This is a genomic window from Nonomuraea typhae (assembly GCF_009760925.1).
In the GTDB taxonomy this organism is placed as follows: domain Bacteria; phylum Actinomycetota; class Actinomycetes; order Streptosporangiales; family Streptosporangiaceae; genus Nonomuraea; species Nonomuraea typhae.
In genome coordinates, this window is the sequence record NZ_VRLV01000009.1 from 66,403 (window position 1) to 82,677 (window position 16,275).

The 16,275-nt window shown below is 71.6% G+C and carries 16 protein-coding genes; 13 read left to right on the plus strand and 3 right to left on the minus strand.

Annotated features, from left to right (window positions below; translation table 11 throughout):
* Window positions 1–3: 3 nt before the first annotated feature.
* Genes FVE25_RS31160 through FVE25_RS31175 form a run of 4 tightly spaced genes read left to right on the plus strand, consistent with a single transcriptional unit; the run spans window position 4 to window position 3,626 of the window.
* Window positions 4–384, plus strand: a complete 381-nt coding sequence (locus FVE25_RS31160; protein ID WP_157250694.1) for a hypothetical protein — start codon at window positions 4–6, stop codon at window positions 382–384.
* A gap of 49 nt (window positions 385–433) precedes the next feature.
* Window positions 434–994 carry a helix-turn-helix domain-containing protein gene (locus FVE25_RS31165; protein ID WP_157250695.1) on the plus strand — a complete coding sequence of 187 codons (561 nt, stop codon included), beginning with the start codon at window positions 434–436 and terminating at the stop codon, window positions 992–994.
* On the plus strand, window positions 991–2,310 hold the full coding sequence (locus FVE25_RS31170; RefSeq protein WP_157250696.1) for an MFS transporter: 1,320 nt from the start codon (window positions 991–993) through the stop codon (window positions 2,308–2,310). Before FVE25_RS31165 ends, FVE25_RS31170 begins: the two co-directional genes overlap by 4 nt.
* Window positions 2,307–3,626, plus strand: a complete 1,320-nt coding sequence (locus FVE25_RS31175) for an MFS transporter (protein WP_157250697.1) — start codon at window positions 2,307–2,309, stop codon at window positions 3,624–3,626. The genes FVE25_RS31170 and FVE25_RS31175 overlap by 4 nt, the downstream gene beginning before the upstream one ends.
* Before the next feature lie 136 nt (window positions 3,627–3,762).
* Here FVE25_RS31175 and FVE25_RS31180 read toward each other — a convergent pair whose 3' ends face one another.
* Window positions 3,763–4,368, minus strand: coding sequence for a response regulator transcription factor (locus FVE25_RS31180; RefSeq protein ID WP_157250698.1), 606 nt, complete (start codon window positions 4,366–4,368; stop codon window positions 3,763–3,765).
* Window positions 4,365–5,453: a sensor histidine kinase gene (locus FVE25_RS31185; RefSeq protein ID WP_219825717.1), complete on the minus strand. Its 1,089-nt coding sequence runs from the start codon at window positions 5,451–5,453 to the stop codon at window positions 4,365–4,367. Before FVE25_RS31185 ends, FVE25_RS31180 begins: the two co-directional genes overlap by 4 nt.
* A gap of 114 nt (window positions 5,454–5,567) precedes the next feature.
* On the opposite strand from FVE25_RS31185, the gene FVE25_RS31190 reads away from it, so the two are divergent.
* From FVE25_RS31190 to FVE25_RS31215, 6 genes are all read left to right on the plus strand, one after another.
* Window positions 5,568–6,641, plus strand: coding sequence for an MBL fold metallo-hydrolase (locus tag FVE25_RS31190; RefSeq protein WP_157250700.1), 1,074 nt, complete (start codon window positions 5,568–5,570; stop codon window positions 6,639–6,641).
* 168 nt (window positions 6,642–6,809) lie between these two features.
* Window positions 6,810–7,481 (plus strand): ABC transporter ATP-binding protein, encoded by a 672-nt coding sequence (locus FVE25_RS31195; protein ID WP_157250701.1) that lies wholly within the window; start codon window positions 6,810–6,812, stop codon window positions 7,479–7,481.
* On the plus strand, window positions 7,474–7,611 hold the full coding sequence (locus FVE25_RS31200; protein ID WP_157250702.1) for a hypothetical protein: 138 nt from the start codon (window positions 7,474–7,476) through the stop codon (window positions 7,609–7,611). Before FVE25_RS31195 ends, FVE25_RS31200 begins: the two co-directional genes overlap by 8 nt.
* Window positions 7,612–7,613: 2 nt before the next feature.
* The gene (locus FVE25_RS31205) at window positions 7,614–8,900 is read left to right on the plus strand and encodes an LLM class flavin-dependent oxidoreductase (protein ID WP_157250976.1); all 1,287 of its coding nucleotides are present in this window, start codon (window positions 7,614–7,616) and stop codon (window positions 8,898–8,900) included.
* Window positions 8,897–9,421 carry an NADPH-dependent FMN reductase gene (locus tag FVE25_RS31210; RefSeq protein ID WP_157250703.1) on the plus strand — a complete coding sequence of 175 codons (525 nt, stop codon included), beginning with the start codon at window positions 8,897–8,899 and terminating at the stop codon, window positions 9,419–9,421. Before FVE25_RS31205 ends, FVE25_RS31210 begins: the two co-directional genes overlap by 4 nt.
* Window positions 9,418–9,918 carry a flavin reductase family protein gene (locus FVE25_RS31215; protein WP_157250704.1) on the plus strand — a complete coding sequence of 167 codons (501 nt, stop codon included), beginning with the start codon at window positions 9,418–9,420 and terminating at the stop codon, window positions 9,916–9,918. Before FVE25_RS31210 ends, FVE25_RS31215 begins: the two co-directional genes overlap by 4 nt.
* A 392-nt stretch (window positions 9,919–10,310) precedes the next feature.
* Here FVE25_RS31215 and FVE25_RS31220 read toward each other — a convergent pair whose 3' ends face one another.
* Window positions 10,311–11,360 carry an NAD(P)H-dependent amine dehydrogenase family protein gene (locus tag FVE25_RS31220; RefSeq protein WP_157250705.1) on the minus strand — a complete coding sequence of 350 codons (1,050 nt, stop codon included), beginning with the start codon at window positions 11,358–11,360 and terminating at the stop codon, window positions 10,311–10,313.
* Window positions 11,361–11,558: 198 nt separating this feature from the next.
* Here FVE25_RS31220 and FVE25_RS31225 point away from each other — a divergent pair, with 198 nt between their 5' ends.
* From FVE25_RS31225 to lanKC, 3 genes are all read left to right on the plus strand, one after another.
* On the plus strand, window positions 11,559–12,431 hold the full coding sequence (locus tag FVE25_RS31225; RefSeq protein ID WP_157250706.1) for an SDR family oxidoreductase: 873 nt from the start codon (window positions 11,559–11,561) through the stop codon (window positions 12,429–12,431).
* Between the two features lie 112 nt (window positions 12,432–12,543).
* Window positions 12,544–13,659 (plus strand): sensor histidine kinase, encoded by a 1,116-nt coding sequence (locus tag FVE25_RS56475; RefSeq protein ID WP_157250707.1) that lies wholly within the window; start codon window positions 12,544–12,546, stop codon window positions 13,657–13,659.
* Between the two features lie 129 nt (window positions 13,660–13,788).
* Window positions 13,789–16,275, plus strand: a complete 2,487-nt coding sequence (gene lanKC, locus FVE25_RS31235) for a class III lanthionine synthetase LanKC (protein WP_157250977.1) — start codon at window positions 13,789–13,791, stop codon at window positions 16,273–16,275.

The following is a 16,275-nucleotide window of genomic DNA, read 5'->3' on the forward strand; positions in this document are numbered from 1 at the left end:
GCCATGCTCGTCATCGACATGAAATACCACTGGTCGGCCTTCATGCTGGCGCTGTTCACGCCGGTCCTGCTGCTTAACGGCCACGCTGTGCCGGTGAGATGGGGGCGCAACGAGATCCCGCTGGCGCCCGGCCAATACCACCTGCGCATCCACGTGCCCTACCTCTTCCCCTTCGGCGTGGTGGAGGGGCCGCTGCGGATGGCGCCGGGGCGGCTGGACCTGGAGTACCGGGCGCCGCTGGCCGTGTTCTTCTCCGGCGCGCTCGGGCCGGCGCCCCAGAAGTGGAACGGGATGGTCGTCCAGCTCGTCCTCCTCGGGATCCTGGTGGCCATGCTGCTCTTCGTCCTCCTCATCGTGGTGTTCGCCGTCGTGGCCGCTTCCTAGATCGCAAAAAACACTTTGCAAAAATGCCTTTGCGGTTTACCGTGAAGGCATGGAAGAGGCGTACCGGATCACCGATCCCCAGGTGCTCAAGGTGGTCGCGCACCCGCTGCGGGTGCGGATGCTCGGCATGCTGCGTGCGGAAGGCCCGGCGACGGCGAGCCAGCTCGCCCGCAAGGTCGGCGAGAGCTCCGGCTCCACCAGCTACCACCTGCGCGAACTGGCCAAATACGGCTTCATCGAGGAGGACCCCTCAGAGGACGGCAGAGAACGCCGCTGGCGCAGCCGCCACCTGTACACCAGCTGGGACAACGTCCAGATGGGCGCCACGCCCGAGGGCCGCGAAGCCCTGCAGATCATCAGGATGCGCCAGGTGGAGGCGGTCGGCCGCGCGGTCGAGGGCTTCGAGCAGGGCGAATGGTCCGAGGAGTGGGCGGACGCCGCCGGCATGTCCGATCTGCTGGCCACTCTGCCGCCGGCCGGGATCAAGGAGTTCCACGAACGCGCCGAGGCGCTCGTGCGCGAGCTGGAGGAACGGTACGCCGGCCACCGGGACAACGAGCTGACCACGGTCTTCTTGGCCGGCTACCCGCGCAAGAAGGAGTCCCCGTGACGCCCTTGTCCGCGCGCCGCCGCTACGCGCTCGTCAGCTTCCTCACCTGGCTGCCGCCCGGCCTGATGATGGGCCCGATGGTCCTGCTGATGACCGAGCGCGGGCTGAGCCTGCCGGAGGTCGGGGTGACCGTGACGGTCTTCTCCGTGGTCACGGTCTCGCTGGAACTGCCCACGGGCGGGCTGTCGGACGTGATCGGCCGCCGCCTGGTGCTGGCCGCCTCCGCCGCCGTCAGCGTGGTCGCCATGGCGACGCTCGCCTTCGCCACCACGCTGTGGGCGTTCGCGGCCGCCGCCGTGCTCAAGGGCGTGGCCCGCGCGCTGTCCAGCGGCCCCGCCGAGGCGTGGTACGTCGACACCCTCCACGCCCTGGAGGGCCCGGCCGCCGACCTCAGACCCGGCCTGGCGAGGGGGAGCGCCCTCGGCTCGGTCGCGTTGTGCGCCGGCATACTCACCGGCGGGTTCGTGCCGCTGGTCGTGCCGCCGTCGCTGATCTTCCCGCTCGCCGCGCCGGCCCTGCTCGCCTCGCTGGCCGCGGCGGTGCTGCTCGTGGTGGTCGTGCTCGCCCTCCCCGAGCCGCCGCACGCCCGCCGCTCCCCGGCCCTGCCCGAGCGGCCGCACGCACCCCGCTCCCCGGCCCTGCCCGAGCGGCCGCACGCCCGCCGCTCCTCCCTGGCGGCCGTGCTGCGCGAGGTGCCGCAGACCGTGGTCTCCGGCGTGCGGCTCGCGACGGGCGGTCCGGTGCTGCGCCGCCTCATGCTCTACGCGGTGGCCAACGGCGTGGCGCTCACCGCCGTCGAGCTGCTCACCCCCGGCCGCCTGGCCGCACTCGCCGGTACGGCGGAGCTCGGCACGACCGCCTACGCCCTCGTGGCCGCCGCCGGTTTCCTGGGCAGCTCGGCGGGCTACGCCCTCGCGCCCGGCCTGGCCAGGGCGGCGGGCGGCAACACGCGGGGCGCGATCCTCGGCGTCGCCGCGGCGGCGCTCTCCCTGGGCGTCCTCGCGGCCACCGCAGGGCTGACCGGAGCGCCGGGCATGGTCACCGCCGGCGCCGCCTACGTGCTGATGTTCGCCGGGATCAGCGCCGCCGGCCTGTTCACCACGACGATGACGCACGAGGCCGTCACCGCCGCCGAGCGCACCACCGTGACTTCGATCAGTTCCCTGTCTCTGCAGGCAGGAGGCGCGCTGTCCAACCTGGCCCTCGGCCTGCTGGCGGCCGGCGCGGGCGTCTCGGCCGCCTGGGGGCTGGTCGCCGTGCTCGTGCTGGCGGCGAGCCTGCTGTTCGTGCGCATGCCGGTCAGGGTGGCGGCGTGAGCGGGGCGTCGGCCCGGCGGCGGTACGCACTGGTCAGCTTCCTCACCTGGCTGCCCGCCGGGCTCATGATCGCGCCGCTGGTGCTGCTCATGCTGGACAGAGGGCTGACGCTGGTCCAGGTGGGCGTGGTCATGACCGTGTACTCCCTGGTCATCGCCGCCCTGGAACTGCCCACGGGCGGGCTGGCCGACGTCGCGGGGCGGCGGGTGGTGCTCGCGGTGGCCGCCGGGTGCACCGCCCTCGCGCTGGCCCTGCTCATGGTGGCCACGTCCTTCTGGGCGTTCGTGGCGGCCGCGACCGTGCTGGGGGTTTCCCGGGCGCTGTCCAGCGGTCCGGCGGAAGCCTGGTTCGTGGACACCCTGCACGCCGCCGAAGGGGACGACGCCGACCTGCGGCCCGGGTTGTCGCGCGGCCACGTCATGGAGGACGTCGCGCTGGGCGTGGGCGTGCTGGCGGGCGGCTTCGCTCCGGTCGCGTTCGGGGTGCCGGGCCCGGGTACGGCGCCGCCCGGCTGGCCGGCCCCGCTGGGCCTGGGCACCCCGCTGCCCGGCTGGCTGGTGCCGCTGGCCGTACCCGCGTTGCTCGGGGCGGTGGCGGCGCTGGTGTGGCTGGTGGTCGTGCTGGTGGCGATGCCGGAGCCGCCCAGAGCCCGGGTCTCCCTGAGGGAGGTGCTGGGCGGGGTGCCGGTCACCGTGGCCGCCGGGGTACGGCTGGCGGCGCGCGACGGCGTGCTGCGCCGGCTGGTGCTGGTCGCGGCGGTGATCGGCGTGGCGTTGACCTGTGTCGAACTTCTCGTCCCCGGGCACCTGGCCGGGGTGACCGGCTCGGCGGAACTGGGCGCCACGGCTTACGCCGTCGTGTCGGCCGTCGGGTTCGCCGGCGGCGCGCTGGGCAGCGGGCTGGCCCCGGCGCTGGCGCGGCGGCTGGGCGGGTCGGTGCGCGGGACCGCGGCGGGGCTGCTCGTCGCGGGAGGCGCGCTGGCCGGGCTGGCGCTGGCCGCGGCGGTGGCCGGTGGCGGAGTCCGGGGCGTGGTGCTGGCGGGCCTGCCGTACCTGGTGTTCTTCGCCGGGCTGGGCGCGCACGGGGTGTTACGGGCGGAGCTCGGCCACCACCGGGTGACCTCGGCCGAGCGGGCCACGATGGCCTCGGCCTCCTCGCTGGCCGGGTCCGGAGGCGCGGCGCTGGCCAATCTGACGCTGGCGCCGCTGGCCATGGCGCTGGGCGTCTCGGCGGCCTGGTGGCTGGTGGCGGCGGTGGTACTGGCCTCGGCGCTGCTGCTGGTCAGGCTGCCGGTGAGGGTTCCCGCCGAACGCTAGACGCCGAACGCTAGACGCCGAACGCTAGACGCCGAACGCTAGACGCCGAACGCTAGACGCCGAACGCTAGACGCCGAACGCTAGACGCCGAACGCTGAACGCCGAACGCTGGAGGCCGAACGCTGGAGGCCGGCCGCTAGAGCCAGCCGTGGCGCTTGGCGAGCTGGTACGCCTCGGCGCGGGTGGCGGTGCCGAGCTTGGTGACGGCGGCGGCTAGGTAGTTGCGGACGGTGCCGTTCGACAGGTGTGTACGGCGGGCGATGACGGCGACCGGCGTGTCCAGTTCGGCCAGCCGCAGGACGTCCAGTTCGCGCGGGGTCAACGGGCACTCGGGCGCGGTCAGGGCGTCGGCGGCCAGTTCGGGGTCGACGTAGCGGGCGCCGCCGTGGACCCTCCTGATCACGTCGGCCAGGGCGCCGCCGGGCGCGCCCTTGGGCAGGAAGCCGCTGGCCCCCGCCTCCAGGGCGCGCTTGAGCAGGGCGGGCCTGCCGTACCCGGTCAGGATGATCACCTTGCAGGACGGCAGTACGGTGGCCAGCTCGGCGCTGACCTCCAGCCCGCCCAGGGCGGGCATCTCCAGGTCGACGACGGCCACGTCCGGGCGGTGGGAGAGCGCGGCCTGGACGGCGGCGCGGCCGTCGGGCGCCTGGGCGACGACCTCCAGGTCGTCTTCCAGGCCGAGCAGCGCGGCCAGGGCGGTGCGGATGAGCTCCTCGTCGTCCGCCAGCAGGATCTTGATCACCTGAGGGTCGCTTCCAGAGTGAAGACGCCGCCGTCGAGGCGGGTGCGGAGGGTCCCGCCGGATTCGGCGAGCCGGTCGGCCAGGCCGCGCAGGCCGGTCGAGTGGGGGTCGGCGCTGGACTGGCCCGCGCCGTCGTTGGCGATCGTGATGCCGTCCTGGGTCACCTCGATCGTGCACCAGGTGGCCCGGCTGTGGCGCAGCACGTTGGTGCCCGCCTCGCGCACCACGGGGGCGAGCTGGGCGGCGGCGTCCTGCGGGAGGTCGGTGCCGGGCAGCGTGGCGGTGCAGCGGATCCCGGAGGAGCGCAGCACCTGCTCGATCGCGGTGATCTGGGCGCGCAGGTCCACCTCCCGGTATCCGTGGACGGCCCGCCGCAGGTCGGTCAGCGCGGCGGCGGCCAGGCGGCGCAGGTCGGCGGCTTCCGCGGCGGCGCGGGCCGGGTCGCGTTCGGCCAGTTCGGCCTTGAGCGCGATGACGGACAGGTCGTGGCCGAGCAGGTCGTGCACGTCGCGGGCGAAGCGCAGGCGTTCCTCGGCGGCGGCCAGCCTGGCCTGGGCCTGGCGGCCCTCGTCGGCTTCGACGAGCAGGGTCCACAGCCACAGGTGCAGGCCGTTCATGGCGATGATGCACAGGCCGACGGCGATGGTGATGGTCAGGTAGCCGAGGTCGCCGTGCCACCAGGCGAGGGCCGCCGCGGCGGCGACGGTGGCGGCGATGGCGGCGGCGGCGACCGGGCGGCGGCCGAGGACGGGGGAGGTGGCCAGGACGGCGGCGCCGATCCAGGCCCACGACTCCCAGCCGGGTCCGGCCAGCGGGCCGACGAGGGGGACGGAGGCCGCGGCGGCGGTGCCGTACGCCCAGGTCAGTTTGCGGTGGACGGCGGGGGAGACGGCAGGGGTGACGGCCGCGTAGAGCACGCTGGCCTGGGCGAGCGCGAACAGCGCGATGCCGAGGCCGCCCAGCGCGGCGCGGACGGGGTCCGGCTCGCGGAACAGCCCGATGCCCGGCAGGAGGAGGCTGGACAGCACCGTGGTGCTCAGCGTCGCCAGGGTGACGATCCGGGCTCGGCGCAGGCGTGCGTGCACGGGCGAGATTGTAGGCATGCTTCCACGGTCCGGGCATAAGCGTGCAAACGGCACATGCGGATTGCACGGATCGGCCATGCGGGACTAGAATTTGATTCTGTAACAATGGGGCGCATGGCAACATTTGCGGTGACGCCCGCCAGCGAGGAACAACACGCGGCCTGGCAGAGCAGGACGGCGATGCCCCAGGTCGAGCGGGTACGGCCCGGCCTGTGGTCCATCCCGGTGCCGATTCCGGTCAACCCCCTGCGATACGTGCTGGTCTACGCGCTGGAGCTGCCCGGCGGCGTGGCGATCATCGACGCCGGCTGGAACACCGACGAGGCGTACCAGGCGCTGGCCGCCGGCCTGGCCGTGGCCGGGTACACGATCGCCGACGTCAAGGGCGTGCTGGTCACCCACATCCATCCCGACCACTACGGCCTGGCCGGCCGCGTCCGCGAGGACAGCGGCGCCTGGATCGCCCTGCACCCGGCGGACGCCGCCCTTCTGCACGACCGCTACGACGACGGCGCCATCGACCTGCTGGTGGAGAAGGAGCGGCGGCTCCTGGTGCGCTCCGGCGTGCCCGACGCGACGCTGGAGGAGCTGGCCGGGGCCTCGATGATGATCCGCCACATGGTCTCCATGGCCAGGCCCGACCGCCTGGTGGCCGACGGCGAGAGCCTGGACCTGTCCGGCTGGGACCTTCGCGCCATCTGGACGCCGGGTCACTCGCCCGGTCACCTGTGCTTCGTCTCGCCGTCGCGGCGAGTCCTCTTCTCCGGGGACCACGTGCTGGCCAGGATCACGCCGATCGTGGCGGTGCACCCGCAGTCGAGCCCGAACCCGCTGGCCGACTACCTCGACTCGCTGGCCGCCGTGCGCAAATGGGACGTGGACGAGGTGCTGCCGGCCCACGAGTACCGCTTCCTGGAGCTGGCCGAGCGGGTCGATCACGTGCTGGCCCATCACGAGGAGCGGCTGGCCGAGATCGAGACGGTGGTCGCGGGCGCCGCCTCGGGGATCTCCTGCTGGGCCGTGGCCACCCGGCTGACCTGGTCGCGGCCGTGGGAGACGATCCCGGCGTTCATGCGGCGCGCGGCCAACAACGAGACGCTGGCGCACCTGGTGTGGCTGGAGGCGCGGGGGCGGGTGCGCCGGGTCGCCGGCGAGGTGGACCTGTGGGGCGCACGTGATTTCATGTAAACCCAGTAGGGAATGTTGACTAAGCGCGATCGCCCGCGTAGCGTCGAGCACATGAGCCAGGTATTGACCCGGCGCGCGCATGTCGACTTCTGCCGCGTCGTCAGCGCCCAGTGTCAGTGATCACGATCTTTCGCTCCCTGACCCTCGATCGCCTCGGGAGGGCGCTCGATGAAGATCCAGATCAACCACGTCACCAAACACTTCGGCTCTCTCACCGTCCTGTCGGACATCTCGCTCGAGGTACGGCAGGGCGACTTCCTGACCATCACCGGCCCCGGCGGATGCGGCAAATCCACCCTGCTCGACCTGATCACCGGCCTGCTCGTGCCGGACGCCGGCGAGGTCCTCATCGACGGATCGCCGGTGCGCGGCCCCGGCCTCGCCCCGGGCGTCGTCTTCCAGCAGCACGCCCTCTTCCCCTGGCGCACCGCGCTGGCCAACGTGGAGTTCGGCCTGGAACCCAGGGAACTGCGCCCCCGCGAGCGGGCTGAGCTGGCCCGCCACTACCTCGACCTCGTCGGCATGGGCTCGGCCGGCGAGCGCTACCCGCACGAGCTGTCCGGCGGCGCCCGCCAGCGGATCGCCATCGCCAGAAGCCTCGCCTTCGACCCCGGCGTCCTGGTCCTCGACGAGCCGTTCGCCACGCTCGACTCCCGCACCCGGCAGGCGCTGCGCGAGGAGATGCTGTCCATCTGGGAACGGACCGGCCTGACCGTCGTCTTCGCCACCCGCTCCCTCGACGAGGCCGCCTACCTGGGCAGCAGGGTGGCCATCATGACCTCCTCGCCCGGCCGGATCGTGTCCCTGGGCGAACGCGAACGGGCGGTCTCCCTTGCCTAGGCCCTCGCCGGGCGCGCCCGGCCTGGCCACCTCATCCCTCGACGACGACGGCTGGGCACACGTCCCCGCCGCGCTCGGGGCGGAAGAGGAGTACGGCACCGCCACGAGCACCACCCGGAGGACACCTTGAGCATGCACCTGAACGCCTTCTTGATGGGAGTCGGCCACCACGAGGCCGCCTGGCGGCACCCGCTGACGGACTCCGGCCGCATCACCGACATCCGCCACTACGAGGAACTGGCCAGGATCGCCGAGCGCGGCAAGCTCGACTCGCTCTTCCTGGCCGACGGGCTGGCCCTGCGCGGCGAGGTCACCCACAACGCCCTCGGCGCGCTGGAGCCGCTGACCTTGCTGTCGGCGTTGGCCACCGTGACCGAGCACATCGGACTCATTGCCACCGTTTCCACGACCTACAACGAGCCGTTCCACGTGGCCAGGAAGTTCGCCTCGCTGGATCACATCAGCGGCGGCCGGGCCGGGTGGAACATCGTGACCTCCGCGGGCGAGTCGGAGGCCAGGAACTTCGGCCTGGAGCGGCCGGCCCACAGCGTGCGCTATCACCGGGCGGAGGAGTTCCTGGAGGTGGTCAACGCCCTGTGGGAGAGCTGGGGTGAAGGGGCGGTGGTCAACGACCGGGTGAACGGGATTTATGCCGATAAATCGAGTATTGAGCCGATTAATCATGATGGACAGCACTTCAAGGTCGAAGGCCCGCTGAACATCCAGCGCTCACCCCAGGGGCGACCGCTGCTCGTGCAGGCCGGATCCTCCGAGGACGGCAAGGAGTTCGCCGCCAGGTTCGCCGAAGCGGTCTTCACCGCCCAGCAGACGCTCGAGGACGCCCAGGAGTTCTACGCCGACCTCAAGCGCCGTCTTCCCGCCTACGGCCGCTCGCCGTACGACCTCAAGATCCTCCCCGGCATCTCGCCCATCATCGGCTCCACCGAGCGCGAGGCCCTGCAGCTCGAGAAGGAGCTGGAGGACCTCATCATCCCCGCGTACGGCCTGCGCCAGCTTTCCCACATCCTCGGCGCCGACCTGACCGGCTACCCGCTCGACGGCCCGCTGCCCGCGCTGCCGCCCAACCCCGACGGCCAGCAGAGCCGGGTCAAGCTCGTGCGCGACCTGGCCGAACGCGAGGGGCTCACCCTGCGCGGCCTCATCGCCCGGCTGGCGGGCGGCCGCGGCCACCGCGTCCTCGCCGGCACCCCCGAGCAGATCGCCGACGAACTGCAGGAGTGGTACCAGAACGGCGCCGCCGACGGCTTCAACATCATGCCCCCGCACCTCCCGGGCGGCCTGGCCGACTTCGTCGACCTGGTCGTGCCCGAACTGCAGGTGCGCGGGCTGTTCCGCACCGAATACGACGGGCGCACGCTGCGCGAGCGCTACGGCCTGTCCCTGGCGGGAGTCTCATGAGCATCGTGACCGTGGTCGGCAACCCGCGCGCCGGCTCGAGGACGTACGGCGCCGCCGTGGCGGCCACCAACGCGATCGCCGAACGGGTGGGAGGGGAGCCGTTCGACGCATCCGGGCCGGCGGTCGTGGATCTGTCCGCGCTGGCCCCGGTCCTGCTCGACCCCGGGCAGCACGCGGCCCTGGAGGTCGCGCTGGAGCTCGTGGCCGAAGCCTCCATCACGGTCTTCGCCAGCCCGACCTACAAGGCCACCTACACCGGCCTGCTCAAGTCCTTCGTGGACCGCTTCCCGCCGAACGCGCTGGCCGGCCGGATCGCGCTGCCCGTGCTCGTCATGGGCGACCCGCGGCACGCGCTGGCCGTCGAAACCCATTTCCGCCCGCTCCTGGTTGAACTGGGCGCCCGCGTGCCCACGCCCGGGCTCGCGCTGCTGGAGTCCGAACTGCCCGGCGCCGACGCCATCGCCCGCTGGGCCGACCTGGTCAGCCCGCAGATCGTCACCAGAGAAGGGGCGCTCAGATGACGGCCCACGCCTACGAGTACGGAGTGGACGCCGACGGGTTCCGCTCCGCGCTGGCCCAGCACGCGGCCGGCGTCGTGATCGTGACCGCCCGGCCCGAGGGCGTGCCCGTCGGGCTGACCGCGACCTCGTTCTCCTCGGTCAGCCTCGACCCGCCGCTCGTCTCCTTCTACGTCGACCGTTCCTCCACCACCTGGCCCTGGTTGCGGCTGGCCGACCACTTCGCGGTCAACGTGCTGGGCGGGGACCAGCACGATCTGGCCACCCGCTTCGCCCGCAGGGGCATCGACCGCTTCGCCGGGCCGACCCGCTGGCACGAGGGCCCGCACGACACGCCGCTGCTGGACGACGTGGCCGCCCATCTGGTCTGCCGCCCGCACACCACCGTGGACATCGGGGACCACACGCTGGTGGTCGGGCTGGTGGTGGAGTGCGCGACCGGGGTCAAACGGCCGCTGCTCTACCACCGCGGGAGGTATGGCCGCTTTCTCCCGCACTGACATACGGCCCGGCCGCGGGCGTCACCCGAGGGGGCGTACCGGCGGAGGGCCTTCCGGGAAGGGAAGCCGACCTGGGGAGGAGGTGAGGCAGCCGGAGAGGTGAGGAGCTGTCCGGGGCACGGGCCCGGCGACGTGCTGGGGTGGCACGTCGGATCGGTGCCCTGCCCGATGGGGGGAAACCTTAGGGAGGTGATCCGGAGAACTCCGCCCGAGAGCCGGGCGGGCTGAGGGGCCGGACGAAGGCTGGCGACCGGCCCCTCAGCACACTCCACCCCCAAACCCCTCACCCCGACAGGCCCACCAGAACCGGGTATCCCGGCTGGCCAGGGCGGAGGCAACCCGGCGAGCTGAGGCGGGGAATCCGGGTCAGGGCGGCGGGCTGGGCCGGGTGGTCAGGCCAGCCGTACCAGACCTCTGGCGGTGGGGAGGGGAAGGTCGAGGAGGGTGCGGATGCCGGGTTCGGCGGAGACCACCGCGGGGATGGAGTTGACGGCGTGCGCGGCTGCGGCGGCCAGGCCGTGGGAGACCTCTTCCACCACCACCGTCATCTGCGGCACCCCCTCGATGTGGATGGAGAAGCCGGGATCCGGCCAGCGCGGCGCCTGGGCGGCGTCGGCTTTGTAGACGACCTCGATGGTCATGAACGGCCGCCCGCGCACCAGGCCGCTGAAGACCCAGCGCGAGGCGCAGACGGTGCCGGGGCGCACCACCCCGGCGGCGATCTCGAACTCCTCGGTGGCCAGCTCGAACTCGTCGCTCTCCGCCACCTCGTCGAGCTCCACGCCCAGCGCGTCGGCCACGAGCTGGGCGCTCTCGGCGAATAACGCGCGCTGGAAGTTGCGGTACGGCCGGACCGAGGCGGTGTAGTCCTTGGCCGAGCGGGTGAAGCCGATCAGGTCCACGACGATCTGCCGGGAGGGGTGGCCGCGGAAGTCGGACGACTCGCGTACGTAGATGTGGTCGACCCGCGAGGACAGTCCGCTGAGCGCCAGCGGCAGGAAGTCGCTCATGAAGCCGGGGTTGACGCCGGTGCCGTGGAGCGAGGAGCCGCCTTCCGCGCACGCCTGCTCGATGCGTTCGACGACGCCGGGGCCGTACGACTTGGGGTAGACGAAGCCGGTGGTGGTGATGACGTTCTTGCCCGAGGCGAGCAGCGCGCAGATGGCCTCCAGGTCGGCGGAGTGGTCGATGCCGAAGTAGGAGGCGGGCAGCGGCATGTGCAGGACGCAGTCGGCCTCGGTGGCCAGGATGCGCTCGACGTCGTCGGTGCAGATGACGCCCGTGTGGGGGAGGGCGACGAGTTCTCCGGCGTCCTTGCCGGTTTTGTCGGGGTCGTAGACGAGCACGCCCGCGAGCTCCAGCTCGGGCCGGTTGAGCACGCTGCGCAGCGCATAGCGGCCGACAGCGCCGGTGGCCCATTGGACCACGCGGATTGCGGGCATGAGGGGCCTCCATCACCGATTGGAGGACGAGCGGAAGGCCAAGAACTCTAGCAGAAAATGAACAACCTGATCACTATCTGCGACGATCAGGCGGCCTTGCTCGGCGAACGGGGCTCTTGGAACGGTGAGCGGTGGTCTGGAATCAGGAGAGGGGGTGCGTACTAGAATGTTGTTCTCTTTCGACGAGGTGGAGGTTCGATGCTTCGGTTCGATGACAGGGTCGCGATCGTCACGGGGGCCGGACACGGCCTGGGCAGATCACACGCGCTGCTGCTGGCCGAACGGGGCGCCAAGGTCGTGGTCAACGACCTGGGCGGCGCGCTGGACGGCACCGGAGCCTCGGCCGGCCCGGCCGCCGAGGTGGTCGAGCTCATCAGGAAGAACGGCGGCCAGGCCGTCGCCAACACCGACAACGTGGCCACCCCCGAGGGCGCGGAGGCGATCGTGCGGGCCGCGGTCGACGACTTCGGCCGGGTGGACGTCGTCATCAACAACGCCGGCATCCTGCGCGACAGGTCGTTCGGCAAGATGTCGGTGGAGGAGTTCGACGGCGTGCTGGCCGTCCACGTGCGCGGCTCCTATCTGGTCAGCAAGGCGGCCTACCCGTACATGAAGGAGGCCGGCTACGGGCGGATCGTCAACACCTCCTCGCCGGCCGGGCTGTTCGGCAACTTCGGCCAGGCCAACTACTCCACCGCCAAGATGGGCCTGGTCGGCCTGACCAAGACGCTCGGCATCGAGGGCGCGCGCAACGGCATCAAGGCCAACGCCATCGCGCCGATCGCCTGGACCCGCATGACCGAGGCGCTGCTGCCGGCCGAGTTCCAGTCCAGGTTCACGCCGGAGCGGGTCAGCGCGCTGGTCGCCTACCTCGTGCACGAGTCGTGCGAGGCGTCGGGCGAGGTCTTCAGCGTGGGCGGCGGCCGGGTGGCGCGGGTGTTCGTGGCCGAGGGGCCCGGCTGGAAGTCCGACGAATTCACGCCCGAGGCCATCGCCGGCAACTGGGAGGCGATCATGGCGGAGCAGCCCTACGTGCTGACGGCCGGCGACTCGATGAAGGCGATGCTCTAGTCCGCTTGCGGCCGGGGCGAGCTGGAAGGTTGTTCCGTTAGAAGAAGCTGATTCGAGGAAGACTTAGCCTCGGCAGGTACAGCCACGTCCCGGCTGCACGTGAAGGGTTTTCATGGAGCCTCCGTCCAGGCTGCGCTCGTTAGGGATCGCCGCCTTATCCCCGTTGCTGCTCTGCGCGTTCGTGTTGGCTCCGGGGGTCGTGGGGCTGGTCGTCCACGGTGTGCTGAGCGCGCAGTCCTCGGGCCCGGGCGCGCTGGCCGTCCGGCTCGGCTGTCTCGTCGCGGTGGCGGGACTGCACGCCTGGACCGTGCTCTCGGTGCTGCGTACCCGCCGCCCGCCGTGGGTGCCGCTGCTCGGGCAGGTCGCGCTGACGCTGGCGCCCATGGGGTTCTGGGCGGGGTGGACGCCGGTCGCCATCCTGCTGACCGGGTCGCTGCTGGTGGTGGCCGAGCGGCTGCGGTCCTGGGGCCTGGTGCTGACGGCGTTGTGCTGCGGGCCGCTGATGGTGCTGCTCGTGAGCGACCCCTGGCTGATGGCCGCGCCGGCGCTGGGGTTCGCCGAGTACGCGGTGATCAGCCTGACCGTGCGGGCGCACTCGCTGCGCGCCGTCCTCACCGACCAGGTCTGCCGCGCGGTGGAGCAGGAGCGCCACCGGCTCACGCGTGACCTGCACGACCTGGTCGGCCACCGGCTGACGCTGCTGATCCTGCGCATCGAGCTGGCCCAGCGGCAGCTCGAGAAGGGCGGCGGCCAGGGGCGTGAGGAACTGGACGAGGCCCTGGACCTGGTGCGCGGAGTGACCGAGGACGTGCGCTCGGTGGCCCATTTGGGACAGCGCTACTCGCTGGAGACCGAGCTGGAGTCGGCCTGTTCGGTGCTGGAGTCGGGCGGGGTGGCGTGCCGGCTCGACGTCGTCGTTGGAGCGCTCCCGCAGCCGGCCGTACAAGTGCTCACGCATGTTCTGCGCGAGGGAATCACCAATATTCTGCGGCACGCTACCGCGCGTGAGTGCTCGATCCAGGTGCTCGAAGAGGGCGGCATGGTGCTGCTGTCGATACTCAACGACGGCGTCAGGAAGGCGCGCAAGCCTCCTGGCCTGGGGCTGCGCAATCTCCGGGAGCGGGTGGTGGAGTACGGCGGCTGGTTCGAGGCCAGGGTCATGCACCATGGCCGATTCCGCATGTCGGCCTATATTCCAGAAAAACCAAATTATTCGGGGGAAGTTTAATCAACCGATTGTTAAATCATCACTAAACCCCTGTGTGCTCCTCCTTCTTGGTGATGATTCGTGTAACTAGACGAAAGCCCTCACAACCTCGCATTCTCTAGGAGTGATCCCAGCGGGGAGGCGGGCTTGATGGAGCAGTACGAGATGTATTGTCTGGCGCATCCGGACTTTTATGACGTCCTGGATGAGCGGAAGTCGCCGGACGCTCTCTTTTCCGTCGCCCGCCGCCCGGTGCCCGAAGGATGGGCCCACCACGCGACCGACACGTGGATGTATTACACGCCGGTAGGCGGAGAGCCCCTGCCGCTCCAAGGATGGAAGATCCACATCTCCGCCCGGGTGGACGACGCCGAGCGCGCCCTGGCCGCGGTCTGGGACTACTGCGTGCCCCGCGGCGTGGCCTTCAAGTTCCTGCGCGGGCTGCCGGTGCTGGTGATGCTCGGATCCAAGGCCGCCTCGCGCGCTTCCAGCGGCAAGCTCGTCACGATCTACCCACGGGACGAGGCCCAGCTCGAACTGGTGCTGAAGGAGCTCAACGAGCTGCTGCGCGAGGTCAAGGGCCCCTACATCCTGAGCGACCTCCGGTACGGCGAGGGCCCGCTGTTCGTGCGCTACGGCGGCTTCGCCGAGCGGCACACGCTGTCGGAGTCCGGCGAGCGGGTGCTGGCCGTCGAGGACGGGACGGGCGCACTCGTGCCCGACGTGCGGAACGCGGTCTTCTCGGTGCCGGCGTGGACCACGCTGCCCGACTTCCTCCAGCCGCACCTCGACGCCCGCAACGCGGTCAAGCTGGACGGCCTGCCGTACCGGATCGAAAGTGTCCTGCACTTCTCCAACGGCGGCGGCGTCTACCTGGGCGAGGACCTGCGGACCGGAGCGCGGGTCGTCCTCAAGGAGGCCAGGCCGTACGCGGGGCTGGACGCGGCGGGCCGGGACGCCGTCGCGCGGCTCGGGCACGAACGGGACATCCTGACCAGGCTCGCCGGGCTGGACGCGGCACCCGCGCTCATCGAGTACTTCGAGCTGGGCGAGCACCACTTCCTCGTGCAGGAGTTCGTCGACGGGACCACGCTGCAGCGGCGGCTGGTGCGCCGGTATCCGCTGACCAAGGCCACGTCGACCCGGGCCGACCTCGAGGAGTACGCGAGCTGGGCGCTGGAGACCCTCGACAGCGTCGAGCGGGCGGTGCACGCGCTGCACGGGCGTGGCGTGGTCTTCGGCGACCTGCATCCCGACAACGTCCTGCTCACCGAGAGCGGCCGGGTCGTGCTCATCGACTACGAGGTGGCCACGCTCGCCGAGGACGGCGCCCGCGCCGCCCTGGCCCACCCCGCCTTCGTCGCGCCGCAGGACCGGAGCGGCGTCCAGGTGGACGAGTACGCGCTGGCCTGCCTGCGCATGGCCCTGTTCGCGCCACAGTGCACGATCATGCAGCCGATGAACCACGGCAAGGTGCGCCATCTGGGCGCCATCGTCCGGGAGACCTTCGGCGCCGACCTGGGCCCGGCGATCGAGACCATCGCCGGTGACGCGAGCTGGAACGCGCCCCCGATGCCCGGCCAGGAATCCTGGCCCGTGGTGCGCGACGCCATCGCCAAGGCCATCACCGCCAGCGCCACCCCCGAGCGCGACGACCGGCTCTTCCCCGGCGACCCCGCCCAGTTCAAGCCCGGCGGCGGCCTCAGCCTCGCCTACGGCGCCGCCGGCGTGCTCTACGCCCTCCACCAGGCCGGATGCGAGCCCGTGCACGAGGACTGGCTGCGCCGGCGGGCCACCGAGCCCGTGGCCAACTCCGGCCTCGGCCTCTACGACGGCCTGCACGGCATCGCCCACGTGCTCGACCTCCTCGGCCACCGCCAGGACGCCCTCGACGTGGCCGACATCGTCCTGCGCGAGAAGTGGGAAGGACTCGGGGTCTCACTCTTCTCCGGCCTGGCCGGAATCGGGCTCAACCTCTTCCACCTGGGCCTGACCGAATCGGCCAGCACGGCCGTGGAGCTGTGCGCCGGCCGCCTCGACGTGGTGCTGCCCGAGATCAGCGGCGGCACCAACCCGCGCGCGGGGCTCATGCACGGCTTCAGCGGACCGGCCCTGCTGTTCGTCCACGCCTACGAACGCACCGGCGACTCCGGCATGCTCGACCTGGCCGAGACCGCCCTCCGCCTGGACCTGCGACGCTGCCTCACCGCCGACGACGGATCCCTCCAGGTCAACCAGGGCTGGCGGTTGCTGCCCTACCTGGACGAGGGCTCCGCCGGGATCGCGATGGTCCTCGAACGTTACCTGCGCCACCGGCCCGCCTCCGAGCTCGCCCCCGAGCTCGACAAGCTGCGGCTGGTCGCGCGATCCGGCTTCTTCGTGCAGTCGGGCCTGTTCACCGGCCGCGCCGGCATCCTCGCCGCCTTCGGAAAGGGCGTGCGCGACCTGCGCTGGCACGCCCTGCCGTACGGCGGGGGCCTGGCCTTCCCCGGTGACCAGCTGCTGCGGCTGTCCATGGATCTGGCTACAGGAAGTGCAGGTGTCCTGCTTGCTCTGGCAACGGCGGTGCCGGAGCCGCGGGCCCACCTCCCCTTCCTGGAGTCACCAACCCGCGACGAGCATGGGAAGGAGGTGTAG